At 64.4% G+C, this 26,079-nt stretch carries 18 protein-coding genes; 17 read left to right on the forward strand and 1 reads right to left on the reverse strand.

The window, feature by feature from the left end; all coding sequences use genetic code 11:
- Window positions 1-52: 52 nt before the first annotated feature.
- On the reverse strand, window positions 53-1,075 hold the full coding sequence (locus J8847_RS15935) for a porin (protein WP_211525697.1): 1,023 nt from the start codon (window positions 1,073-1,075) through the stop codon (window positions 53-55).
- 418 nt (window positions 1,076-1,493) lie between these two features.
- Between J8847_RS15935 and J8847_RS15940 the strand changes: the two genes are divergently transcribed.
- From J8847_RS15940 to yjfF, 17 genes are all read left to right on the forward strand, one after another.
- A complete protein-coding gene (locus J8847_RS15940) occupies window positions 1,494-4,385 on the forward strand; it encodes a TonB-dependent receptor (RefSeq protein ID WP_211525698.1) in 2,892 nt (963 codons plus the stop codon).
- A gap of 86 nt (window positions 4,386-4,471) precedes the next feature.
- Window positions 4,472-5,824 (forward strand): MFS transporter, encoded by a 1,353-nt coding sequence (locus tag J8847_RS15945; protein WP_211525699.1) that lies wholly within the window; start codon window positions 4,472-4,474, stop codon window positions 5,822-5,824.
- A gap of 108 nt (window positions 5,825-5,932) precedes the next feature.
- Window positions 5,933-6,883 (forward strand): family 43 glycosylhydrolase, encoded by a 951-nt coding sequence (locus tag J8847_RS15950; protein ID WP_211525700.1) that lies wholly within the window; start codon window positions 5,933-5,935, stop codon window positions 6,881-6,883.
- 13 nt (window positions 6,884-6,896) lie between these two features.
- The gene (locus J8847_RS15955) at window positions 6,897-7,946 is read left to right on the forward strand and encodes an aldose epimerase family protein (protein WP_373888798.1); all 1,050 of its coding nucleotides are present in this window, start codon (window positions 6,897-6,899) and stop codon (window positions 7,944-7,946) included.
- A 5-nt stretch (window positions 7,947-7,951) separates the two neighbouring features.
- Entirely contained in the window at window positions 7,952-8,830 is an 879-nt protein-coding gene (locus J8847_RS15960; protein ID WP_373888799.1) for an SMP-30/gluconolactonase/LRE family protein, read from the forward strand.
- A 264-nt stretch (window positions 8,831-9,094) separates the two neighbouring features.
- Window positions 9,095-10,837 carry an IlvD/Edd family dehydratase gene (locus J8847_RS15965; RefSeq protein WP_211525703.1) on the forward strand — a complete coding sequence of 581 codons (1,743 nt, stop codon included), beginning with the start codon at window positions 9,095-9,097 and terminating at the stop codon, window positions 10,835-10,837.
- 87 nt (window positions 10,838-10,924) lie between these two features.
- Window positions 10,925-11,917 carry an AraD1 family protein gene (gene araD1, locus J8847_RS15970; RefSeq protein WP_211525704.1) on the forward strand — a complete coding sequence of 331 codons (993 nt, stop codon included), beginning with the start codon at window positions 10,925-10,927 and terminating at the stop codon, window positions 11,915-11,917.
- Window positions 11,914-13,485: an aldehyde dehydrogenase (NADP(+)) gene (locus J8847_RS15975; RefSeq protein ID WP_211525705.1), complete on the forward strand. Its 1,572-nt coding sequence runs from the start codon at window positions 11,914-11,916 to the stop codon at window positions 13,483-13,485. The genes araD1 and J8847_RS15975 overlap by 4 nt, the downstream gene beginning before the upstream one ends.
- A gap of 35 nt (window positions 13,486-13,520) precedes the next feature.
- Entirely contained in the window at window positions 13,521-14,288 is a 768-nt protein-coding gene (locus J8847_RS15980; protein WP_211525706.1) for an SDR family NAD(P)-dependent oxidoreductase, read from the forward strand.
- Window positions 14,289-14,446: 158 nt separating this feature from the next.
- The gene (locus J8847_RS15985; protein ID WP_211525707.1) at window positions 14,447-16,357 is read left to right on the forward strand and encodes a glycoside hydrolase family 97 protein; all 1,911 of its coding nucleotides are present in this window, start codon (window positions 14,447-14,449) and stop codon (window positions 16,355-16,357) included.
- Between the two features lie 18 nt (window positions 16,358-16,375).
- The gene (locus tag J8847_RS15990) at window positions 16,376-17,917 is read left to right on the forward strand and encodes an alpha-N-arabinofuranosidase (protein ID WP_211525708.1); all 1,542 of its coding nucleotides are present in this window, start codon (window positions 16,376-16,378) and stop codon (window positions 17,915-17,917) included.
- A gap of 130 nt (window positions 17,918-18,047) precedes the next feature.
- Window positions 18,048-19,064: an arabinan endo-1,5-alpha-L-arabinosidase gene (locus tag J8847_RS15995; protein WP_211525709.1), complete on the forward strand. Its 1,017-nt coding sequence runs from the start codon at window positions 18,048-18,050 to the stop codon at window positions 19,062-19,064.
- Complete coding sequence (locus tag J8847_RS16000; protein ID WP_211525710.1) at window positions 19,061-21,406, forward strand: glycoside hydrolase family 127 protein; 2,346 nt, start codon at window positions 19,061-19,063, stop codon at window positions 21,404-21,406. The genes J8847_RS15995 and J8847_RS16000 overlap by 4 nt, the downstream gene beginning before the upstream one ends.
- Before the next feature lie 104 nt (window positions 21,407-21,510).
- A complete protein-coding gene (locus J8847_RS16005) occupies window positions 21,511-22,473 on the forward strand; it encodes an ABC transporter substrate-binding protein (RefSeq protein WP_211525711.1) in 963 nt (320 codons plus the stop codon).
- Between the two features lie 9 nt (window positions 22,474-22,482).
- Complete coding sequence (locus J8847_RS16010) at window positions 22,483-24,000, forward strand: sugar ABC transporter ATP-binding protein (RefSeq protein WP_211525712.1); 1,518 nt, start codon at window positions 22,483-22,485, stop codon at window positions 23,998-24,000.
- Entirely contained in the window at window positions 23,997-25,082 is a 1,086-nt protein-coding gene (locus J8847_RS16015; RefSeq protein ID WP_211525713.1) for an ABC transporter permease, read from the forward strand. The genes J8847_RS16010 and J8847_RS16015 overlap by 4 nt, the downstream gene beginning before the upstream one ends.
- Entirely contained in the window at window positions 25,079-26,062 is a 984-nt protein-coding gene (gene yjfF / locus J8847_RS16020; RefSeq protein WP_211525714.1) for a galactofuranose ABC transporter, permease protein YjfF, read from the forward strand. The genes J8847_RS16015 and yjfF overlap by 4 nt, the downstream gene beginning before the upstream one ends.
- Window positions 26,063-26,079 lie beyond the last annotated feature (17 nt).

Genomic DNA, 26,079 nt, shown 5'->3' on the forward strand with positions numbered 1-26,079 from the left:
TAAAAAAAACGGCAAGCCCGAGGGCTTGCCGTTTTTCGTTGGAGCGCGTCGATTAGAACGAGTGACGCACGCCCACGTTGATGGCTTTCGGATCCGCGCCGACGAGCGGCGACAGCAGGGTGCCGCCAGCCGAGGTCAGGCCGAAGTTGCCGACGTCGTTGTTGCGCAGGGTGGCGAAGGTGCCGTACAGGTTGGTACGCTTCGACAGGGTGTAGGTGTAGGCCAGGGTGAAGCCGTTGCCCTTGCCGCCGTTGCCCAGTTCCTGGCGCTGGAATTGCAGGAAGAACTTGTTCGGGCCGGTGGTCCAGGTTCCGCCGACGTTGATCTGCTCGTAGGCGTTGTTGGCGCCGGTCGGGTCAGCGACCAGGTAGCCAGCGCGCGCTTCGAAGGCGCCGAACTTGTAGCCGATGCCCGATGCGTATTCCTTGTCGTTGCCGGCGGCCAGGCGCTCGACTTCCTGGTAGGCGGCGCCCAGGTACAGGTTGCCTTGGGTAGCTTCCAGCGAGATGCCCAGCACGTCGTTCGACGGACCGCTCTGGCGCTCGCCGGCGCCGTAGGCTGCGCCGATCACAACGCCGTTCCACGGGTTGCTCTTGTAGTTGACCGAGTTCGACAGGCGGCGGGTAGCGCGCGGCAGTGCGCCGGCCGGGGTAGCGAAGGCTGCCAGGCTGCTGCCGTAGAAGCCATGGCCCAGTGCGTCGGTCGCTTGAGCGATTGCAGCGATCGGGCTGTATTCACGGCCCACGGTCACGGTACCGAAGTTGCCCTGCAGGCCGACGACTGCGCGGCGCTGGAACAGGGTCGAATCGCCGGCGCCGGAGTCGACAGCGACGCCAGCTTCCAGGTTGAACAGAGCCTTCAGGCCGTTGCCCAGCTCTTCGGTGCCACGGAAACCGATACGGCTGGTCGATTGGGTGCCCGACTGAACCACCACTGCGTGGTCTTCGCCGGCGATGTCGCGGTCTTCGATGCCGAACGACGCGTCAACCACGCCATACATGGTGACCGAGGTCTGGGCTTGCGCGAACAGGGGCAGGCTCGAAACGAGGGCAGCTGCCAGGATCTTCTTATTCATGGATGAGTCTCTCCAGTAGTTAATTTGAAATGCCAATCCATCATTACACGAAGGATAGCGGTTTGTCATTGCCCCGCCCGGGAGAAAGGCAGGATTAGTTGCGAAAAGGAAACATCGCTGCCCCGTACCATAACAGGTGAGCACTTGCTTTACCAATAACCCTTAGCACTATACTTATGCTGATTGTGTCTTCGCAAAATGAGCGTTGCGAATTGTACACAATTTCCGCTAGTCTTGTCTTTAATACGATAGCGCTAACATATTTATACTGCTTTGTCGATACTAAAATCGGTATCGGAACGGCGGAAAAATTGATTGGATCGTTCTCAGTGCAGCGCCTACCATTCCTCTCGAGCATGTAAAAAAGCAGCCGCGAGCAGCCAGCGCCGGCGCACCAAAATAACGACAGAGGAGACGTATGAAACGCTTAGCATCGGGCCAAGCTGCGCCCACCCGTACCTTCATGTTGCGCGCCACCGTCGCCGCACTCGCCGGCGCCGGACTGATGAGCGCCGCCACGGTCGGCGCCCAGGAAATCTCCCCCGCCGCGGCCGCCGAAACGACGGCGCCGGGCGACACGCAGACCGTGGTCGTCACGGGCGTCAAGGCATCGCTCATCAAGAGCCTGACGAACAAGCGCCTCAACGACCAGGTCGTGGAATCGGTCGTTGCCGAAGACATCGGCAAGCTCCCCGATAACAATGTCGTCGAAGCGCTGCAGCGCGTGACGGGCATCCAGGTCACCAACCGCGCCGGCGGCGAAGTCGGAACCTTGTCCATCCGTGGCCTCCCCGACGTCCAGACCACCTGGAACGGCCGCAATATCTTTACCGCGTCGGGCACGCAGGTCGCGCTTCAGGACATTCCCTCGACCCTGGTTCGCCAGATCGACGTTTACAAGACGCGCGACGCCAGCCAGCTGGAAACCGGCATTGCAGGCCAGATCGACGTGAAGTCGCTGCGCCCCTTCGATTTCAAGGGTTCGCAAGTGTCGATTTCGGCGCGCGAGACCTATCTGGATCCGGCGAAAAGGTGGAACCCGCAGCTCAGCGCCATGTTCAGCAACCGCTGGGAAACCGGCATCGGCGAAGTCGGCGCCCTGGTCAATCTGGCGGGTACCCAGACGAAATACCGCAACGAAAGCGTGACGCCGGGCGCCATGGTGCCGTTCACCAGCCCCAATGCTGCCGAAGTTCCACCAGGTTACGTGCCCCTGCAGCGCATCTTCGACAACAATATCTGGGCGCCCGGTACCCGTACCGGCCTGCCGATGGCAGCGGGTTCGACGCTGAATTTCAACGGCCAGGCCTATCCTTACTACCTGGCGCGCGACGCCGTCTTCCAGAGCGATGTCCAGGGTGAACGGAAGCGTCCCGCCGCCAATATCGCCCTGCAGTGGAAACCGAACAGCGATGCGGTCTACACCTTCGAATCGATGTACAACGGTTATCGCGACAAGGCCTTCAATCAGCTGCTGTTCAGCTTTGTCGACTGGTGGGGCGACCTCGGCAGCAACCCGGCGGGGACGATTACGACCTTCCCGGGAACGAACGTCATCAAGAGCCGCTCGGTCAATAACGTCTATGGCTTCAACAGCGGCGACTACACCACGTCGAAAACCGATTCCTTCGTGTATGCCCTGAACGGCAAGTGGAATATTGGCGACCGCCTGAAGCTGGACGGTGATCTGTCCTACCAGACGAGCGAGTTCGACACGCAATTCACCGCCACCCGGATCGATCGCGTCGCCCCGTCTATCGACGTCGACTTCAATGCCGGCGGCGATACGGCCTTCCGTTTCAACGACAATGCCGAGCTGGCCGACCCGAGCAAGTGGAATGTGGCGGAGTTCTACGATAACGCCAACCGCAACAAGGGCAGCGCCGCGACGGCCACGCTGGCGGGCGTCTTCGATGCCGGCTGGGGTCCGCTGGAAACGCTTAACTTCGGCGTGCGCCACGACATACGCAAGGCGTCGGAAGCCAACCGGACGCAATCGGCCTTCCTGGGCCGCAACCTCGCCTCGCTGGGGCCTGAGTATGCCATTACCAACTCGAACTTCGGCACGGACATCTCGGACGTTCCGCGCTCGTGGGTGGAGCCCAACGCCTACTATATCCGCGACAATATCGACGAGTGGCGCAAGCTCTATAACTCGGTCAACAGCAACTTCCTGACCACGGACAAACTGAGCCTGCAGAAGACCTTCGAGATCGAGGAAAAGACGAGCAATCTCTACCTGATGGGGAACTTCCAAAGCGAGCTGTTCGGCAATCGCCTGCGCGCCAATGCCGGCGTGCGCTACACCAAAGTCGATACCGACATGACCTTCTATAAGGTCGATGCCACCACCAAGGCGGTCACTGCGTCCGGCGCCAGCAAGTCGACCAGCAAGTTCCTGCCCAGCCTGACGCTGACCTACGACCCGGCCAAGGACGTCGTGACGCGCTTCAATTTTGGTAAAACCCTGCGCCGTCCAAACTTCGGTGACCTGAATCCTGTCCTGCAACTCGCCGACGACGTGTCGCGGGTGGGTTATGGCTCGGGCACCGGCGGCAATCCGGACCTGAAACCGACGCTCTCGACGAACTTCGATCTGACGGGTGAGTGGTATTTCCAGAAAGACAGCGCACTCTACGGCACTGTGTTCAAGCGCAAGATCGACGGCCTGGTCGTGCCCCTGCGCCGCAAGATTCACGTCGACCCGGCGGACGACCCGTTCCGCAACTCGACCTCGGGCGGCGACCATACGAACGGCTATGACTACGTCATCAACTCGCCGGTCAACGCTTCCGACGGCACGATCAAAGGCGTCGAGATTGGTTTGATCTACTTCCCGAAATGGCTGCCGGGCCCGCTGGACGGCCTGGGCTTCCAGGGCAGTTATACCCGACTCAGCTCGTCGCAGAACGTTCCCGAGGCGAATAGTGCCGGCGAGATCATCGCTCAGCTCGAGACGCCGTTCTTCGGGGTGTCCGACCGTTCCTACAACGCCACCCTGGCGTACGAGAAGGGCCCGGTCAGCGCGCGCATGTCCTATGTCTGGCGTTCCGGCTTCCTGGCCGCCAACGAAGCCGCCTTGTTCGCCAATCCGATCGGTATCTGGCGTCACCCGGAAAAGAGCGTGGACATGCAGGTTTCCTACAAAATCAACGACAGGACCTCGGTCGATATCGCTGCGATCAACTTGACGAACGAAATGCAGCGGCAGTACTACCACTTCGGCGAAGCGGGTAACCAGCAGTTGACCAATTTCGGTACGGTCCAGGTCGGACGTTCGGTCTCGGTCGCCTTGCGGTGGAAGATGTAAGCCCCGACAGGGGCGCCTAAGTGGAAGGGGGGCACTGCACGGAGGTATCCGGCAGTGCCCCCGGGTCGTTCGGAAGGGAAGGCTATATGCAAACACAAAAACTCTCCACCCTCGAAAAAGTGGGTTTCGGCGCAGGCGACATGGCGCTCAACGTGGTGATCTCGTCGATGATGCTGATCATTACCTTCTTCTACACCGACATCTACGGACTCCGGACCGCGGACCTGGCCGCCCTGTTTGTGGCGGTGAAGGTGGTGGGGGCGATCGCCGACCTGATCATGGGACAGATCACCGATGGCGTCCTGACGCGCTGGGGGCGCTACCGTCCCTGGCTGCTGCTGCTCGCCGTGCCCTATGGCTTGAGCGTGTTCCTGGTGTTCTCGACGCCGGACTGGAACTACGACGCCAAGCTGCTCTGGGCCTATTCGACCTATATCCTGATGACCCTGATGACGGCGGGCGTGGGCATTCCCTACATCTCCCTGATCAGCGGCCTGACCTCGGACCCGCAGGAGCGCCTGTCGGCCAACGGCTACCGCCTGTTCTTCGCCAAGATCGGCGCCTTCATGGTGACCATCATCGTGCCGGTGCTGGCCAGCTGGTGGGACGGCGCCAACCCGGCCGCCGGCTACCAGGCCGCGATGGCGGTGATGGCGGCGATGGGCGTGGGCCTGTTCCTGTTCTGCTTCTTCACCACCACCGAGCGCGTGGTGCACAAGGTGGAAAAGCAGCCGCTGATGGAACAGGTAAGGGTGCTGCTGCAGAACGACCAGTGGCTGATCCTGTGCGGCGTGTGCGTGACCGGCACCATCGGCTACGTGATCCGCGGCTCGGTGGCGATCTACTACGCCAAGTACTACCTGCACGGCGACACCGCCACCGTCTCGGCCTTCCTGTCGACCGGCGTGGCGGCCGCCATCCTGGCCATGGTGGTGTCCACCTGGACCACCAAGTTCTACTGCAAGGTCAAGCTGTTCCGCTACACCCAGCTGGCGGTGGCGGTGCTGAGCGTGATGATCTACTTCCTGGTGCAGCCGGGCGACATCCTGCTGGCCTTCGTCCTCTACTTCGTGCTGTCGCTGGTGGTGGACCTGCATGCGCCGGTGTTCTGGTCGGCGATCGCCGAGACCATCGACTACGGCCAGGTCAAGACCGGCAAGCGCGTCTCCGGCTTCGCCTTCGGCGGCATCTCGGTCTGCCAGAAGGCCGGCATGGCGGTCGCCGGCGGCATGGTGGGCATCCTGCTGAACTACTTCGAGTACCAGCCGAACCAGGAGCAGTCGGCCCTGGCGCTGCAGGGCATCGCCCTGATGCTGTCCGTGATCCCGGGCTTCTTCCACTTCCTGATGGGCGCCCTGATGTTCAAGTACCGCATCAGCGACTCGTACTACGACACCGTCAAGCAAGACATGCGCGCCCACGGCTACGTCGCCACCTGAAGACCGTTAGCTCAAAGACCGTCGTTACCGCCACCGGCGGTAACGACTCCCCGCGCAGGCAAGGACCCAAGTTTGCCCGCACACCGCGAAATTGAATCGAGACCGACCATGCAAGAAACCGTCCTCAAACCCCTGATCGAACAACGCGCCGACCCCTACATCTACAAGCACACCGACGGCTTCTACTACTTCACCGCCTCGGTCCCCCTGTACGACCGGATCGAACTGCGCCGCGCCCGCACCATCGCCGGCCTGGCCACCGCGGAGACGGTCACGGCCTGGACCAAGCCCGACACCGGTCCCTACTCGGAACTGATCTGGGCCCCCGAGATCCACTTCAACCAGGGCGCCTGGTACGTCTACTTCGCCGCCGCCCCGAGCCGCGAGATCAAGCACAAGCTCTTCCAGCACCGCATGTACGCGATCCGCACCACCAACGCCAACCCGCTCGAAGGCGAATGGGAATTCATGGGCCAGGTCGACACCGGCATCGACAGCTTCTGCCTGGACGCCACCACCTTCACCCACAAGGGCCAGCTCTACTACCTGTGGGCGCAGAAGGACTATGAAATCGAAGGCAACTCCAACCTCTACATCGCCCCGATGAAGACCCCGTGGCAGATCGAGGGCAAGCCGATTCTGCTGAGCAAGCCGGAATACGACTGGGAAACCATCGGCTTCTGGGTCAACGAAGGCCCATCCGTCATCCGCCGCAACGGCAAGATCTTCATCAGCTATTCGGCCAGCGCCACCGACCACAACTACGCGATGGGCCTGCTCTGGGCCGACGAGGACGCCAACCTGCTCGACCCCGCTTCCTGGACCAAATCGCGCGAGCCGGTTTTGCGAACCTGCTACGATCATGGCATCTACGGCCCGGGCCACAACAGCTTCACCTATGCCGAAGACAACGACACCGTCATGCTGGTCTACCATGCGCGCACGTACACCGAGATCGTCGGCGATCCGCTGTGGAATCCGGACCGCCACACCTTCGTGAAACCGCTGCGCTGGGATGAATCGGGCATGCCTGTCTTTGGCCGGCCATCCACTTACTGAGGACAAGAACAACGTGCAAACCGGTATTACGCAAGCGCCGTTCGGCCAGCTGCCCGACGGCACGACCATCACCCAGTTTACGCTGACCAATGCCCAGGGCATGGTGGCGAAGATCATCGACTTCGGCGGCATCATCACCGAGCTGACGGCCCCTGACCGCGACGGCAAGATGGCCGACGTGGTGCTCGGCTTCGACACGCTCGAGCCCTACCGCGGCGACAGCCCTTACTTCGGCGCGCTGGTCGGCCGCTACGGCAACCGCATCGCCAAGGGCCGCTTCATGCTCGACGGCCGCGAAGTCCAGCTGCCCACCAACAACGGCAACAACCACCTGCATGGCGGGCCCAAGGGCTTCCACGTGGTCAAGTGGAACGCCGCGGTGGAGGGCGACAGCCTGCGCCTGGCTTACCGCAGCGTGGACGGCGAGGAGGGCTATCCGGGCAACCTGGACGCCACCGTGGTCTACCAGCTCAACGACGACAACGAGCTGGTGGTGCGCTTCCACGCGGTGACGGACGCGCCGACCCCGGTCAACCTCACCCAGCACAGCTACTTCAACCTGGCGGGCGAGGGCGACATCCTGGGCCATGAACTCGTGATCGACGCCGACGCCTTCGTCGCGATCGACGCCGAATCGATCCCGACCGGCGAGCTGACCCCGGTGACCGGCACGCCTTTCGACTTCCGCATGCCGCGCCCCATCGGCGAGCGCATCGGCCAGCCGGACAAGCAGCTGCGCCACGGCCAGGGCTACGATCACAACTTCGTGCTCAACAAGCCGGACGGCAAGGCGCTGACGCGCGCCGCGCGCGTGGTAGAGCCGGTGTCGGGCCGGGTGCTGGAACTGTGGACCGAGGAACCTGGCGTGCAGTTCTACAGCGGGAACTTCCTCGACGGCTCGCTCAAGGGCAAGGGCCACAGCTACGAGCACCGCACGGGCTTCTGCCTGGAGCCCCAGCACTTCCCGGATTCGCCCAATCATCCGCACTTCCCGAACGTGATCCTGCGCCCGGGCCAGGTGTACGAGACCGAGTCGCGCTTCCGCTTCTCGGTGGACCAATGAGCGCGATGCAGGCGTTCATCGAGGCGGAACACGAGCTGGGCGAATGCGTGCTGTGGTGCGAACGCACCGGGCGGCTGCTGTGGACCGACATCCCGGCCGCCACCCTGTGGTCGCATTCGCCCTCCACCGGCCGCACCACCAGCTGGAAGATGCCGGAGCGCCTGTGCTCCTTCGCGCTCACCGGCAGCGACGACCGCCTGCTGCTGGGGCTGGCGTCGGGCCTGGCCTTCTTCACTTTCTCGACCGGGAAGGTGACGCGCATCTGCGACGTCGAGGCGGACATTCCATCCACGCGCCTGAACGACGGCCGCTGCGACCGGCAAGGCCGCTTCGTGTTCGGCATGTTCAACCAGATTGATAACCCCAAGCTGGCCCTGGGCGGCTTCTACCGTCTGAACCTCGACCTGACGCTGGAACGCCTGCCGATCGGGAACGCGGCGATCGCCAACTCGATCTGCTTCAGTCCCAATGGACGCCGCATGTATTTCGCGGATTCGGCCACGCGCGAGATCCGCTTCGCCGACTACAACCCCTGCAGCGGGGAAGTCGGGGCCACGCACAGCTTCGTGCCGGCCGACGCCGCGCCCGGGGAGCCGGACGGCTCGTGCATCGACGCCGATGGCTACCTGTGGACCACGCGCTGGGGCGCGGGGAAGGTGATGCGCTTCGCGCCGGACGGCCGCCTGGACCGGACGCTGGAACTGGCGGCGCCGCAGCCGAGCTGTCCGGCCTTTGGCGGACCGGGCCTGTCCACCTTGTATGTCACCTCGGCCCACCTGGGCATGACGGCCGGGGACCGCGCCAATGCGCCACTCTCGGGGGCGCTGTTCAGCCAGTCGCTCGACGTCCGCGGCCTGCCCGAGAACCGCTTCCTCCACCGGTAGGGCGGACGGGTCTCCCGTCCATGCGTTCAAACTCAGCCAGATCGGCTCGCTCGCCTGTTCAAGCGCTAACTATCACCGCGTGGACGGGAAACCCGTCCACCCTACTCGCATAACAGGCTGTATTGATATCAAATACGATATCGATGTTGGCTAAAAATTGATTGGAAAGTTATCTGCTCGCATTTTAGACTTCTTCATCGCTGATCGGGAGACACCAGGGTGGTGGCAAAGCCCTAGGCCGTAAAAAAACGAGGAGAAACACGAATGTCCGAGCAAAAGAAAAAGACCACACTGCGTTCCGCCGCGTGGTTCGGAACCCAGGACAAGAACGGCTTCATGTACCGGAGCTGGATGAAGAACCAGGGCATTCCCGACCACGAATTCCAGGGCAAGCCGATCATTGGCATCTGCAACACCTGGTCCGAACTCACCCCCTGCAACGCCCACTTCCGCAAGCTCGCCGAGCACGTCAAGCGCGGCATCCTGGAAGCCGGCGGTTTCCCGGTCGAATTCCCGGTCTTCTCGAACGGCGAATCAAACCTGCGCCCGACCGCCATGCTGACCCGTAATCTGGCCGCCATGGACGTCGAAGAATCCATCCGCGGCAATCCGATGGACGCCGTGGTCCTGCTGGTGGGCTGCGACAAGACCACGCCGGCCCTGCTGATGGGCGCGGCCAGCGTCGACCTGCCGACCATCGTCGTCACCGGCGGCCCCATGCTCAACGGTAAGCTGAACGGCAAAGACATCGGTTCCGGCACCGCCGTCTGGCAGCTGCACGAGCAGGCCAAGGCTGGCCAGATCACGATGCACGAATTCCTGTCCGCCGAAGCCGGCCACTCGCGCTCGGCCGGCACCTGCAACACCATGGGCACCGCATCGACCATGGCCTGCATGGCCGAGTCGCTGGGCACCTCGCTGCCGCACAACGCCGCGATTCCGGCGGTGGACGCGCGCCGCTACGTGCTGGCCCACATGTCCGGCATCCGCATCGTCGAGATGGTGCACGAAGACCTGCGCCTCTCCAAAATCCTCAAGCGCGAGAACTTCGAGAACGCGATCCGCATGAACGCGGCGATTGGCGGTTCGACCAACGCCGTGATCCACCTGAAGGCCATCGCCGGACGCGTTGGCGTGCCGCTCGAGCTGGAAGACTGGACCAGGATCGGCAAGGGCACCCCGACCGTGGTCGACCTGCTGCCTTCCGGGCGCTTCCTGATGGAAGAGTTCTACTACGCGGGCGGCCTGCCGGCCGTGATCCGCCGCCTGGGCGAGGGCGACCTGATTCCGCACAAGGACGCGTTGACCGTCAACGGCAAGACCCTGTGGGAGAACTGCCAGGACGCGCCTATCTACAACGACGAAGTGATCCGCAAGCTGGACAACCCCTTGATCGCCGACGGCGGCATCTGCATCCTGCGCGGCAACCTGGCGCCGCGCGGCGCGGTACTGAAGCCGTCGGCCGCGTCGCCGCACCTGATGAAGCACCGCGGCAAGGCCGTCGTATTCGAGGACTTCGATCACTACAAGCAGCGCATCAATGACCCGGACCTGGACGTTGACGAGAACTCGGTCCTGCTCATGAAGAACTGCGGCCCGAAGGGCTACCCGGGCATGGCCGAAGTGGGCAACATGGGCCTGCCGCCCAAGCTGCTGGCCAAGGGCATCACCGACATGGTGCGCATCTCCGACGCCCGCATGAGCGGCACCGCCTACGGCACCGTGGTGCTGCACGTGGCGCCGGAAGCCATGGCCGGCGGCCCGCTGGGCATCGTGCAGGACGGCGACATGATCCAGCTGGACTGCTACAGCGGCTCGCTGAACGTCGAACTCTCCGACGAAGAGATCAAGGCCCGCCTGGCCGACCGCGCCGAGAAGAACAAGCCGGTCCAGCACAGCGGCTACCAGCGCCTCTACCTCGACCACGTGCTGCAGGCGGACGAAGGCTGCGACTTCGACTTCCTCGTGGGCAGCCGCGGTTCGGCCGTACCCAAGCATTCTCACTGATCCAGCGGGAGCCGAACGCGTCGCCGGGCTGCCCGGCCGCGCGTTCGATGCATATCCCGACCTCACACACCGATAGGAGACCGGGCCATGCTGCTCGTACAATTTCTGACCGAATCGCAGGAACGCCGCGTCGGCATCCTGCACGACAACATCATCCGCGTCGTCAACGGCTACGCCACCACCCTGGACCTGGCGCGCGCCGCGATCGCTACCCAAGCAGGGCTGGCGCAACTGGCCGACACTTCGGCCGGTCTCGAGACCTTCAACTACGAGGACGTGGCCAGGGCCGGCCGCATCCTGCCGCCGCTCGACCATCCGGACGCGGCCCACTGCTATGTCACCGGCACCGGCCTGACCCACCTGGGCAGCGCCGACACCCGCGACGCCATGCACAAGAAGATCGGCGGCGATGTCGAGACCCTGAGCGACTCGATGAAGATGTTCCGCATGGGCGTCGAAGGCGGCAAGCCGGCGCCGGGCACCGCCGGCGTGCAGCCGGAATGGTTCTACAAGGGCGACGGCTCGATCGTGCGCGCCACCGGCCAGGACCTCGAGATGCCGGACTTCTCGCTCGACGGCGGCGAAGAGCCGGAGATCGCCGGCCTGTACGTGATCGGCGACGACGGCCAGCCTTACCGCCTCGGTTTCGCGATCGGCAACGAGTTCTCCGACCACGTCACCGAGCGCCAGAACTACCTGTACCTGGCCCACTCGAAGCTGCGCAACTGCGGCCTTGGCCCGGCGCTGCTGGTCGGCGAGCTGCCGGCCCACGTGGAGGGCGTGTCGCGCATCCTGGACAAGGAGGGCAAGGTGCGCTGGCAGAAGGCCTTCGTGAGCGGCGAGCAGAACATGTCGCACACCATCGGCAACCTCGAATACCACCACTTCAAGTACGGCCTGTTCAACCGTCCCGGCGACGTGCACATCCACTTCTTCGGCACCGCCACCCTGAGCGTGGCCGACAACATCGTCGTCGAAGCCGGCGAGACCTTCGAAGTCGCGTCCCCGGCCTTCGGCCCGGCCCTGCGCAACAAGCTGGCCGTCCATGCCACCCCATTTGCGAAAGTGAAGACCTTATGAGCATCACCGGAGAAGCCATTATCGGCGGCGTGCAGGAGCGCGGCGCCGCGGGTTCGTTCAAGGCCTGGGACCCGACCCGCCGCGAGTACCTGGAGCCCAGCTTCCACATGGTCTCGCCAGACCAGATCGACCGCGCCTGCCGCCTGGCGGGCGGAGCTTTCGACACCTTCCGCGCCACCTCGGACCAGGAACGCGCGACCTTCCTCGACACCGTGGCCGAGCAGATCCTGGCCGTCGGCGACGAGCTGATCGAACGCGGCATTGCGGAATCCGGCCTGCCGCGCGTGCGCCTGGAAGGGGAGCGCATGCGCACCGTGAACCAGCTGCGCATGTTCGCCACCCTGCTGCGCGAAGGCTCCTGGGCCGACGCCCGCCTGGACACGCCGCTGCCGGAACGCACCCCGCCGCGCCCCGACCTGCGCATGCGCATGATCGGCCTGGGCCCGGTCGCCGTGTTCGCGGCCAGTAACTTCCCGCTCGCGTTCTCGGTCGCCGGCGGCGATACCGCGTCGGCTTTCGCCGCGGGCTGCCCGGTGGTCCTCAAAGCCCACTCGGCCCACCCGGGCACCTCGGAACTGGTGGCGCGCGCCGTCGCCAAGGCGGTCGCGCTGTGCGGACTGCCGGCGGGCGTGTTCGCGCTGCTGACCGGCACCGGCAACGGCATCGGCCAGGCGCTGGTCGGCCACCCGGCCATCCAGGCGGTCGGCTTCACCGGCTCGCGTTCGGGCGGCACCGCGCTGATGGCCGTCGCCGCGGCGCGCAAGCAGCCGATTCCGGTGTATGCCGAGATGAGCAGCATTAACCCGGTGTTCCTGATGCCGCACGCGCTGGAGCACCGCGCCGAGGAAATCGGCAAGGGCTTCGCCGCCTCGCTCACCCTGGGCGTCGGCCAGTTCTGCACCAACCCCGGCCTGGTGCTGGCGGTCGACGGTCCGGGATTGTCGACCTTCTGCAAGGCCGCGACCGAGGCCCTGCACGCCACGCAAGCCGCGGTCATGCTGAACCAGAACATCGCCGACAGCTACCGCAAGGGCGTCGATGCGCTGGCGAAGAACGAGGCCGTGTCCACCCTGGCGCGCCTGGAACACGAAGAGGGCAAGGGCGGCGCCGCGCTGTTCCGCGTGAGTGCGGAAGAGTTCCTGAAGCGCCAGGAATTGCACGAGGAAGTCTTCGGCCCGGCCTCGGTGCTGGTGGTCTGCCAGGACGCGGCCCAGCTGCGCGAGGTGGCGGAAGTGCTGGAAGGCCAGCTGACCGCGACCCTGCAGATCGATGCGGAAGACTACGCCGCCGCGAAGGCGCTGCTGCCGGTCCTCGAGCGCAAGGTCGGCCGTATCCTGGCCAACGGCTACCCGACCGGCGTCGAAGTCTCGACCGCGATGGTGCACGGCGGGCCGTTCCCGTCGACGGCCGACGGCCGCAGCACCTCGGTGGGCACCGGCGCGATCAGCCGCTTCCTGCGCCCGGTCTGCTACCAGAACATGCCGGCCGAGCTGCTGCCGGAAGTCCTGCGCGACGGTAACCCGCTGGGCACCTGGCGCCGCCGCGACGGCGCGTTGACCAAAGAGTAAAAACGGCCGCACAATAAGAACAGATGGAGACAGTTATGGATCAAATGGCGAAGTATCCCAGTTTGCAGGGCAAGCGCGTGTTCGTCACGGGCGGCGGCACCGGTATCGGTGAAGCGATCGTGACGGCGTTCGTGGAGCAGGGCGCGGTGGTCGCGTTCGTGGACATCGCGAAGCAGGCCAGCGAGGCGCTGTGCGCGAAGCTGGCCCAGGCAGGCCACAGCGCACCGGTGTTCCGCTATTGCGACATCACCGACATCCCGTCGCTGCAGCGCACGATTGCCGAGCTGGCGCAACAGCTGGGCGACTTCGACATCCTGGTCAACAATGCCGCCAACGACCAGCGCCACGATATCCAGGAGGTCTCGCTCGACTACTGGAACGAGCGCATCGCCATCAACCAGCGTCCGATGTTCTTCACCATCCAGGCGGTCCTGGAAGGCATGAAGAAAAAGGGCGGCGGCTCGATCATCAACTTCAGCTCCATGTCCTGGCATGCCAAGGGGGCGGGTTATCCGGTCTACGCCACCACCAAGGCGGCCGTGATCGGCCTGACCCGCAGCCTGGCGCGCGACCTCGGCCCGTTCGGCGTGCGCGTGAATACCGTCACGCCGGGCTGGGTGATGACCCAGCGCCAGATCGAACTGTGGGTCGATGCGGCGGCGGAAGAAGAGATCAAGAAGGCGCAGTGCCTGCCGGGCAAGCTGATGCCCGAGGATGTCGCCAACATGGTGCTCTTCCTGGGCGCGGACGATAGCAAGATGTGCACGGCGCAGGATTTCGTGGTGGATGCGGGCTGGACCTGATCTGACAGGTTCCCTTCGCCCGGCAGTGACCTTGTCGTAGTCGCTGCCGCCCACCTACCTCCGTCGTCCCCGTGCAGGCGGGGACCCAAGTGTCCCAGCAGCTCACGGAAACTTGGGTTCCCGCCTGCGCGGGAACGACGGGGTCTTCGGAGTCCGCCATGAATGCACGCAGCCGCATCCTGCTGGCAGTCCTGTCCCTGTGCGCCGCACAGGCACACGCCGCACCCCTGACCAGCCCCGACCGCCATATCAGCGTCGATGTATCCGTATCGAACAACGGCAACCTGACCTACACCGTCTCCCGCGACGGCAAACCCGTCATCCTGCCGTCTGCGCTGGGCCTCCAGCTGCAGGGCGCCGACCTGTCCAGCAAGCTGCGGCTTTCCGCCAGCTCGCCGGTCAAGCTCGTGCGCGACAGCTACGAACTTGCCACCGCCAAGAAGGGCCGCATCACCTACAGCGCCAACGAGCAGACCCACACCGTGCGCAACGCGGCCGGGCAGGCCATGGACCTGAGCTTCCGCGTCTCCAACGACGGCGTCGCCTTCCGCTACGTCGTCCGCGCGCCGAAGCTGCAGTTCATCTCCGAATCCACCAGTTTCGCCTTCGATCCTGCCACCCGCGCCTGGCTGCAGCCGATGTCGGTCGCCCAGACCGGCTGGATGAACACCAACCCGTCCTACGAAGAGCACTACCAGCGCGAGATCCCGGTCGGTACTCCCTCCAAGCTGGGCGCCGGCTGGGCCTTCCCGGCCCTGTTCCGCACTGGCGACACCTGGGTCGCGCTGACCGAAGCGAACATGGACGGCAGCTTCCACGCCTCGCGCCTCGCCTCGGATTCGCCAGGCGGCGTCTACCGCCTTGCGCCTCCCGCCGCCCCGGAGGTGTTTACCAAGGGCGCGCTGCTGGCTGAAGGGAAGGGCGAGCTGGCCACCCCATGGCGCATCATCACCCTGGGTTCGCTCAAGACCCTGGTCGAGTCCACCCTCGGCACCGATCTCGCGGCGCCGGCCGTCGCCTTCGACAAGGCCCGTATCCAGCCCGGCCACGCCTCGTGGAGCTGGGCGCTGCTGAAGGACGACGCCACGGTGTTCGACGTGCAGAAGCGCTTCGTCGACTACGCCGCCGACATGAAATGGGACTACACCCTGGTCGACGCCGATTGGGACCGCAAGATCGGGTTTGAGAAGCTGCGCGAGCTGGTGCAGTACGCGGAAGGGAAGGGCGTCGGCATCCTGGTTTGGTACAACTCCTCCGGCGCCTGGAACAAGACCGAATACAGCCCCAAGGGCGCGCTCCTGGCGCCCGCCCAGCGCCGGAAGGAATTCGCACGCCTGCGCGAGATCGGCGTGAAAGGCGTCAAGATCGACTTCTTCGCCGGCGACGGCAAGTCGATGATCGCCTACTACGTCGATATCCTGAATGACGCCGCCAAGGCGGGCCTGCTGGTGAACTTCCACGGCGCCACCTTGCCGCGCGGCTGGTCGCGCACCTACCCGAACCTGATGACGGTGGAGGCGATTCGCGGCCTGGAGTTCACGACCTTCGAGCAGGTCGACCAGGACGCGGTGCCGGCCCATGCGGCCATGCTGCCCTTCGCCCGCAACCTGTTCGACCCGATGGATTTCACGCCGATGGTATTCGGCGACATCCCCAACATCAAGCGCGCCACCCGCAACGGCTTCGAGCTGGCGGAATCGGTGCTGTTCCTGTCCGGGATCCAGCACTTCGCCGAACGCCCGGAAGGCATGGCCACCGTGCCGCCCTACGTGAAAACGCTGCTGCAGGACTTGCCGCGCAGCTGGGATGACGTGCGCTTCATCGACGGCTACCCGGGCCGCTACGCCATCATCGCCCGCAGGAGCGGCGACAGCTGGTATGTGGCGGGCATCAACGCCGATGGCGTCGAGCGCAGCGTGGACCTCGACCTGTCCTTCCTGGACGGACGCAGCGGCACGATCGTCACCGACGGCGACACCGAGCGCAGTTTCACGCAGGCCCCGATCGGGGGCGGCAAAGCAAGCATCAGCATCAAACCGCACGGCGGCTTCGTAGCCGTATTCAAGTAAAAATCAGGAGACACACGCATGAATCTTCTCAAGCCCACCATCCTCGCATTCGCCATGGCCGCCTTGCCGGTTTTCGCCCAGGTGAGCGTCACGGTCGACACCACGAAGCCCGGCCCGGTCATCAACAAGAACGTGTACGGCCAGTTCGCCGAGCACCTCGGCACCGGCATCTACGAGGGCCTGTGGGTCGGTCCTCAATCGAAGATCCCGAACACCCGCGGCTGGCGCAACGACGTGGTCGGCGCGCTGAAGGAACTGAAGGTGCCGCTGGTGCGCTGGCCGGGCGGCTGCTTCGCCGACGAGTACCACTGGCGCGACGGCATCGGCCCGCGCAACAAGCGTCCGGTGAAGGTCAACACCCACTGGGGCGGCGTGGCGGAAGACAATGCCGTCGGTACCCACGAGTTCTTCGACCTGGTCGAGATCCTGGGCACCGAAGCCTACGTCAACGGCAACCTCGGCTCCGGCACCCCGCAGGAGATGGCCGAGTGGCTCGAATACATGACCTCCGACACCAAGTCGACCCTGGCCGAGCAGCGCCGCAAGAACGGCCGCAAGGAGCCGTACAAGGTCGCCTTCTTCGGCATCGGCAACGAAGCCTGGGGCTGCGGCGGCAACATGAAGCCGGAGTATTACGCCAACCTGTACAACCACTACGCGACCTTCCTGAAGACGCCGCCGAACGCACGTCCGAAGATGATCGCCAGCGGCGGCAATGATGACGACACCAGGTGGACCGAAGTGCTGAGCAAGGAAGCCGCACGCGGCACCGACGGCATCAGTTTCCACTTCTACACCCTGCCGACTGGCGTGTGGGAGAAGAAGGGCGCCGCCACCGGCTTCCCGGAAAACGAATGGTTCTCCACCATGCAGCAGACCATGCGCATGGACGGCCATATCCGCCGCAACGTCGCCATCCTGGACAAGAACGATCCTTCGAGGCAGATCGGCTTCTACGTCGACGAATGGGGCACCTGGTACGACGTGGAACCGGGCACCAATCCTGGCTTCCTGTTCCAGCGTAACACCATGCGCGACGCGGTCGTGGCGGCGCTGAACTTCAACATCTTCCATGCGCATGCAGAGCGCGTGCGCATGACGATGATCGCCCAGATGGTCAACGTGCTGCAGGCGATGATCATTACCGACAAGGAAAAGATGCTGCTGACGCCGACCTACCACACCTACAAGATGTACATCCCGTTCCAGGATGCGACTTCGCTGCCGGTGGCGGTGGACAACGACGTGGCCTATTCAAGCAACGGCAAGTCCGTGCCAGGCATCAGCGCATCGGCAGCGCGTGGCAAGGATGGCAAGACCTACATCGCCCTGGTGAATACGCATCCGACCCGCGCCAGCGAGATCACCCTGAACGTGGCGGGGCAGAACGTCTCGGGCGTGTCGGGCCAGATCCTGACTTCCGATGCCATGGACGCGCACAACACCTTCGAGAAGCCGCAGGCGGTCAAGCCGGCGCCGTATAGCGCCAAGGCTGCCAATGGCAAGCTGACGCTGAAGGTGCCTGCGAAAGCGGTGATTGTTGTCGCCGCTGAGGCATGATAGAAGAACGTTAGCCTAAAAATCGCCGTCCCCGCGCAGGCGGGGACCCAAGTTCGTAGCGTTTCGACAGCTGCGGCAACTTGGGTTCCCGCCTTCGCGGGAACGACGTGCACCTACTCAGGATTACGCGATGTCACTCATTCCTCGCATCAGCGCCGCTCTGCTGTCACTCGCCGCCGTGCTCCCCGCCTTCGCCGCCCAAGTCGGCGTCCACGACCCCGTCATGGCAAAAGAGGGCAACAAGTACTACCTCTTCAGCACCGGCCCCGGCATCACCTTCTACAGCTCCACCGACATGAAGACCTGGAAGCCCGAAGGCCGCGTCTTCCCGGGCGAACCGGCCTGGGCCAAGAAAGCCGCCCCGACCTTCAACGACCACATCTGGGCCCCGGACATCTACCACCACGACGGCAAGTACTACCTGTACTACTCGGTCTCCGGCTTCGGCAAGAACACCTCCGGCATAGGCGTGACCACCAACGCCACGCTCGACCCGCGCGCACCGAACTACAAGTGGGAAGACCAGGGCATGGTCCTGCAATCGATCCCGGGCCGCGACCTGTGGAATGCCATCGACTCGCACGTCATCGACGACGAGAACGGCACGCCATGGATGTCCTTCGGTTCCTTCTGGTCGGGCCTCAAGCTGGTCAAGCTCGACGCCAGCCGCACCAGGCTGGCCGAACCCCAGGAATGGCACACCGTCGCGCGCCGCGACCGTCCGGCATTTACCCCTGACGAAGAACCCGGTGCGGGCCATATCGAAGCCCCGTTTATCTTCCGCAAGAACGACTGGTACTACCTGTTCGCCTCCTGGGACCTGTGCTGCCAGGGCAAGAACAGCACCTACAAGGTGGTCGTCGGCCGCTCGAAGAAAGTCACCGGCCCTTACCTCGACCGCAATGGCGTGGACATGGCCAAGGGCGGCGGCTCGCTCGTGATCCAGGGCGACAACGACTGGAAGGCGCTTGGCCACAACAGCGCCTACACCTTCGACGGCAAGGACTACATGGTGCTGCACGCCTACGAGACCGCGGACAAGTACAAGCAGAAGCTGAAAGTCCTGGAAATGAAGTGGGACCAGGGCGGCTGGCCGACGGTCGACCAGAAGGACCTGAATCGCTACATGAGCGTAGAGAAGAAATGAAGACACGGATCGCGGCCCTGAGCCTTCTGGTCGCCGGCGCATGGGCGCAGGCGGCGGACCTGTTCCCGCTGGCGGACGTCAGGCTCAAGCCCGGTCCCTTTCTCGACGCCCAGACCACCGACCTGAATTACCTGATGGCGATGGAGCCGGACCGGCTGCTCGCTCCCTTCCTGCGCGAAGCCGGCCTGGAGCCGCGCAAGCCCAGCTACGGCAACTGGGAGTCGACCGGCCTGGATGGCCACATGGGCGGCCACTATCTGTCTGCGCTGGCCCTGATGCATGCCTCGACCGGCGACGGCGAGGTGCTGCGCCGCCTGAACTACTTCGTGGCGGAGCTCAAGCGCGCGCAGCAGGCCAACGGCGACGGCTATGTCGGCGGCATCCCCGGCGGCCGCCAGGCCTGGCGCGATATCGCGGCGGGCAAGCTGGAGGCGGACAACTTCTCCGTCAACGGCAAGTGGGTGCCCTGGTATAACCTGCACAAGGTCTATGCCGGACTGCGCGACGCTTACCGCTACGCCGGCAACGAGGAAGCGCGCGCCATGCTGATCCAGCTATCCGACTGGGCGCTGGGCTTGACCTCGCGCCTGTCCGAGCAGCAGATGCAGCAGATGCTGCGCAGTGAACACGGCGGCATGAACGAGATCTTCGCCGACGTGGCGGAGATGACGGGCGAGCGCAAATACATGGACCTGGCGCTGCGCTTCTCGCACCAGGCCATTCTCGACCCGCTGGAGAAGGGCGAGGACAAGCTGACCGGCCTGCACGCCAACACGCAAATCCCCAAAGTCATCGGTTTCAAGCGCATCGCCGACCTGGCCAGGCGCGAGGACCTGGACAAGGCGTCGAAATTCTTCTGGCAGACGGTGGTGGAACATCGCACGGTGGCCATCGGCGGCAACAGCGTCAAGGAGCATTTCCACGACCAGAAGGACTTCGGCCCGGTGATCAGCGAGGTCGAGGGGCCGGAGACCTGCAACACCTATAACATGCTGAAGCTCACGGGGATGCTGTTCCAGTCGGAGCAGAAGGGCAGCTACGGCGACTACTACGAACGTGCGCTGTACAACCACATCCTGTCGTCCCAGCGGCCAGGCGGCGGTTTCGTCTACTTCACGCCGATGCGCCCAAACCACTATCGGGTCTATTCGCAGGTGGACCAGGGCATGTGGTGCTGCGTGGGCTCGGGCATCGAGAGCCACGCCAAATACGGTGAATTCATCTACGCCCACGAAGGGGATGCGCTCTTCGTCAACCTCTTCATCCCGTCCACGCTCAACTGGCGCGAACGCGGGATCAAGCTCACCCAGAGCACGCGCTTCCCCGATGCCGACACGACGCGCCTGACGGTGGACGAGGGCGGCAAGTTCACGATGAAGATCCGCTACCCGGCCTGGGTAGCTGCCGGCCGCATGCAGGTCAAGGTCAACGGCAAGACGGTGAAAGTCGACGGCCAGCCTGGCGGCTACGTGAGCGTGGCGCGCGAATGGAAGAAGGGCGACCGCGTCGACGTGCAGCTGCCGATGACGACCCGCCTGGAGCAGATGCCGGACAAATCGAACTACTACGCCGTCCTGCACGGTCCGGTCGTGCTGGCGGCGAAGACCCGCCTGTTCGCCGACGAAAAACTCAACTTCCTGGCCGACGACTCGCGCATGGGACACATCGCCAACGGCCAGGTTTGCCCGCTCGAGGCGGCGCCGATGTTCGTCAGCGATTCGAAGGATTTCATCCGGAGGTTCAAGCCGGTCAAGGGCAAGCCGCTGACCTTCACGGCGCCGGGCGTGGTGCACGGCGCGGATGGGGCGAAGACCGAGTTCGTGCCTTTCTTCCGCCTGCACGAATCGCGCTACACCATGTACTGGCAGCACTCGACCCCGGCCGGCTTGCAGCAGCTCCAGGCTGCGAACGCCGCCCGCGAAGCGGAGCGGCTGGCGCTGGACGCCCGCACCATCGACCAGGTGGCGCCGGGCGAGCAGCAGCCGGAGTCGGACCACTTCTTCAAGGGCGAAGGAAGCGAAGCCGGCATCAATAACGGCCGCCACTGGCGTCACGCGACAAAATGGTTCAGCTACGAGTTGAATGACCCCAAGCAGGAAGCCAAGGTACTGCGCCTCGTATTTGCCAAAGCGGATGCAGGACGTCGGTTCGACATTCTCGTGAATGGCCAGCTCCTGTCCAGCGTCACCCTTACCAGGGTTGCCCAGGAAGAGATTTACACCGTCGACTTTCCGATTCCCGACGCCATGCGACAAGCGGCGAATGGGAAGCTGAGCGTTCGCTTTGTCGCTCGCCCAGGATCCGTCGCCGGAGGACTCTATGGGCTGCGCCTGATGCGATAAGGCTTAATCGATACCGAAAACAGTATCTACTCCCTCAAAAAAGTGATTGGAAGTGTATCTCTCTTTGCCCTAGTATTGAGAGACAACAATACCGGAGACAAGTGATGAGACTCACCCGCAGGAACCTCCTGGGCGCAGCCATGGCTGCATCGTTGGCAGTTGCCGCACCGGCCTTCGCCGCCAAGCCCCTCACCATCGGCTTCTCCCAAGTCGGCGCCGAAAGCGAATGGCGCACCGCGAACACCGCTTCCATCAAGGACGCCGCCCGCAAGGCCGGCGTCAACCTCAAGTTCGCCGACGCCCAGCAGCGCCAGGAAAACCAGGTCAAGGCGATCCGCTCCTTCATCGCCCAGCGCGTGGACGTGATCGCCTTCTCGCCGGTCGTGGAAAGCGGCTGGGACACCGTCCTGCGCGAAGCGAAAGCCGCCAAGATCCCCGTCATCCTGACCGACCGCGCCGTCAAGGTCAGCGACCCGTCGCTCTACGTCAGCTTCATCGGCTCGGACTTCGTGGAAGAGGGCCGCCGCGCCGCGCGCTGGCTGGTGGAACACGCAAAGAAGAACCCGGCCCGCAGCTACAACATCGTCGAGCTGCAGGGCACCGTCGGCTCGGCTCCGGCCCTGGACCGCAAGGCCGGCTTCGCCGAGGTCATCGCCGGCAACCCGAAGCTGAAGATCATCCGCTCCCAGACCGGCGACTTCACCCGCGCCAAGGGCAAGGAAGTCATGGAAGCCTTCCTCAAGTCCGAAGGCAAGAACATCAACGTGCTGTACGCCCACAACGATGACATGGCAATCGGCGCGATCCAGGCGATCGAGGAAGCCGGCCTGAAACCGGGCAAGGACATCCTGGTCGTGTCGATCGACGGCGTGCGCGGCGCGTTCGAGGCCATGTTGCAGGGTAAGCTGAACGTCACCGTGGAGTGCAATCCGCTGCTCGGCCCTCAGCTGATCCAGACGGCGCAGGCGGTGAAGGCCGGCAAGCCGGTCCCGAAGCGCATTACCGTGAACGAAGGTGTGTTCCCAGCTGAAGTCGCGGCCAAGGAATTCCCGAACCGTAAGTACTGAGGCGTTTCGATGAGCGCCTCCACCAAACCGGTACTGGAAGTCACCGGCATCCACAAGCAGTTCCCCGGCGTGAAGGCGCTCTCGGATGCGGGCCTGCGCCTGTACCCGGGCGAAGTCCACACGCTGATGGGCCAGAACGGCGCCGGCAAGTCCACCCTGATCAAGGTGCTGACGGGCGTCTACCAGCCGGAACGCGGCAGCATTGTCCTCGACGGAGCGAAGATCGAACCGCGCTCCACGCAGCACGCGCAGGAACTGGGCATCAGCACGGTGTACCAGGAAGTGAACCTGTGCCCGAACCTGTCCGTGGCCGAGAACATCTTCATCGGCCGCTATCCGCGCCGCTTCCGGATGATCGACTGGCGTACCATGCGCGCCCAGGCGACCGAGTTGCTGGCCAAGCTGGAGATCCATATCGACGTCAGCAAGCCGCTGTCGAGCTATCCGCTGGCGATCCAGCAGATGGTCGCCATCGCCCGCGCCACCAGCGTGTCGGCCAAGGTGCTGATCCTGGACGAGCCGACCTCCAGCCTGGACGAAAACGAAGTGCAGCTGCTGTTCTCGGTGCTGCGCGGCCTGCGCGAGCAGGGGATGGCGATCCTGTTCGTCACCCACTTCCTCGACCAGACCTATGCGATCTCGGACCGCATCACGGTGATGCGCAATGGCGAGCGCGAAGGCGAGTACGCCTGCAGCGAGCTGTCGCGCCTGGCCCTGGTCAACAAGATGATCGGTGCGCCCAACGAAGCGCCGGAACAGATTCCGGTTGGCGCCGGCGCCGACACCAGCGCCAACGAGGTCTTCCTGCGCACGCAGCAGCTGGCGCGCCGCGGCGTGCTTGCCCCGGTGGACCTGGAAGTGCGCAAGGGCGAGCTGCTCGGCCTGGCCGGCCTGCTGGGCTCCGGCCGTACCGAAACCGCGCGCCTGCTGTTCGGCGCCGACAAGGCCGATAGCGGCGCCATCGAGATCAAGGGCAGGTCGCGCAGCTTCGCCACGCCGCGCGACGCCATCGCCGAGGGCATCGGCTTCTGCTCGGAAGACCGCAAGCACGAGGGCGCGATTTTGTCGCTGTCCGTGCGCGAGAACCTGATCCTGGCCTTGCAAGCCAAGCAGGGATTGAAGCGCGCCATTCCGCTGCGCCGCCAGCAGGAGCTGGCCGCCTATTACGTCAAACAGCTGGGGATCAAGACGGCGAGCATCGAAACGCCGATCGGCTCGCTCTCGGGCGGCAACCAGCAGAAGGTGCTGCTGGCGCGCTGGCTGGTGACCGAGCCGAACCTGATGATCCTCGACGAACCCACGCGCGGCATCGATGTGCGCGCCAAGCAGGAAATCATGGATTACGTCACGACCCTGTGCCGCAAGGGCATGTCGATTCTGTTCATCTCGTCCGAGCTGCCCGAAGTGCTGCGCGTGAGCGACCGCATCGTGGTCATGCGCGACCGCAAGGCCTGCGGCGAATACCGCCGCGGTGATCTGGACGACAGCTCGGTCCTGCACGTGATCGCCGGGGAGGGCGGAGCATGATGGTTCAAGAAAAAGCGCCGGTGTCGGCGCCGAGCGCTCCGGCGCCGGCTCCCGCGCCATCGTCGTTCGCCAATGCGGTCGCGCACCCGCTGTTCCGGCCCCTGGCGGCGCTGGCGGTGCTGCTGCTGATCGACTTCCTGCTGATTCCCGGCTTCTTCCGCCTCGAGATCAAGGATGGCCACTTGTACGGCAGCCTGGTCGACATCGTCAACCGCGCGGCGCCCCTGATGCTGGCCGCCATCGGCATGACCCTGGTCATCGCCACGCGCGGCATCGACATCTCGGTCGGCGCGGTGGTGGCGCTGTCCGGCACCGTCGCCTCCATGCTAATTGGCGGCACCATGGTCATCAATAACGGCGTGCCCGAATACGTGGCGCAGACGCCGATGGCGCTGGCCCTTGGCGCGGCGCTCGGCGCGGCGCTGCTGTGCGGCCTGTGGAACGGCGCCCTGGTGGCAGGCCTGGGCCTGCAGCCCATCGTCGCGACCCTGATCCTGATGGTGGCGGGGCGCGGCCTGGCCCAGCTGCTGACGGACGGGCAGATCGTCACGGTCTACTACCAGCCCTTCTTCTTCCTCGGCAGCGGCTACCTGCTTGGCTTGCCGTTCGCGCTGTTCGTGGTGGCGGCCGTGTTCGCGGTGACCGCCTTCCTGCTGCGCCACACGGCGCTCGGCCTGTTCATCCAGTCGGTCGGCATCAATCCGGTGGCGGCGCGCCTGGCGGGCATCCGCACGGCGGCGCTGATCGTCTTCGTCTACGTGTTCTCGGCGGCTTGCGCCGGCATGGCGGGGCTGATGATCAGCTCCAACGTGAAGAGTGCGGACGCCAACAATGCGGGCCTGCTGCTGGAGCTCGACGCGATCCTGGCCGTCACGCTGGGCGGCACCTCGCTAGCGGGCGGCAAGTTCAGCCTGGTCGGCAGCATCATCGGAGCGCTGATCATCCAGACGCTCACGTACACCATCTATTCGCTGGGCGTCCCGCCCGAGGTCAACATGGTCGTCAAGTCGGTTGTGGTCTTCCTGGTCTGCATTTCGCAGTCGGACCAGTTCAAGCAGTTGTGGAAGCGGAGGGCGGCATGAGCGCGCTGGTCCAGGGCGTGCGGGCGCTGCCCGGCATGCCGTCCTTTACCTCGCTGGTCACGGTGGTGCTCCTGGTGGCCATGCTGCTGATCGGCGGGTCCGCCTACGAGGGCTTCCTGTCGCTGCAGGTAATGCTCAATCTCTTGATCGACAATGCTTTCCTGCTGGTGATCGCCATCGGCATGAGTTTCGTGATCCTGTCCGGCGGGATCGATTTGTCGGTGGGCGCGGTACTGGCGCTGGCGACCATGGTTGCGGCCTGGCTGCTGCAGGTGGCGCATTGGCCGCCGGTAGCGGTGATCGGCGCCGTGCTGCTGGGAGGCGCCCTGTTTGGCGGCGCAATGGGGGCGATCATTCACGTGTTCCGGCTGCAGCCCTTCATCGTTACCCTGGCCGGTATGTTCTTGGCGCGCGGGCTGTGCTACCTGATCAGCATCGAATCGATCACCATCGAGGATCCGCTGTTCGTGGCGATGTCGCAGACGCAGATTCCTTTCCTGGGCGGCTTCCTGTCTCCTGGCGCGATCATCGCGCTGGTGATGCTGGCGCTGGCGGTGTGGCTGGGACACTTCAGCGGTTTTGGACGCGCGGTGTATGCGGTTGGCGGGAATGAACAATCGGCGGCCATGATGGGCTTGAGCGTTGGCCGCACCAAGATTCTCGTGTACGCGTTCAGCGGGTTCTGCGCGGCGCTGGCCGGTGTGCTGTTTTCGTTCTATATGCTGTCGGGGTACGGGCTGCATGCGCAGGGGACCGAGCTGGATGCGATTGCTGCCGTTGTCATCGGCGGGACGCTGCTCACTGGCGGCTACGGTTATGTGGCCGGGGCGCTGTCGGGCGTGCTGGTGCTCGGCACCATTCAGACCCTGATCGCGTTCGATGGGACGCTCAGCTCGTGGTGGACCAAGATCGTCATTGGCGCGCTGTTGTTTGTGTTTTGCGTGGTGCAGCGGGTGATGGCGTTCAAGTCCAAGAGCTAGCGTAGCCACCAACATAA

Source organism: Massilia sp. AB1 (assembly GCF_018119385.1).
Taxonomy (GTDB): Bacteria; Pseudomonadota; Gammaproteobacteria; order Burkholderiales; family Burkholderiaceae_D; genus Telluria.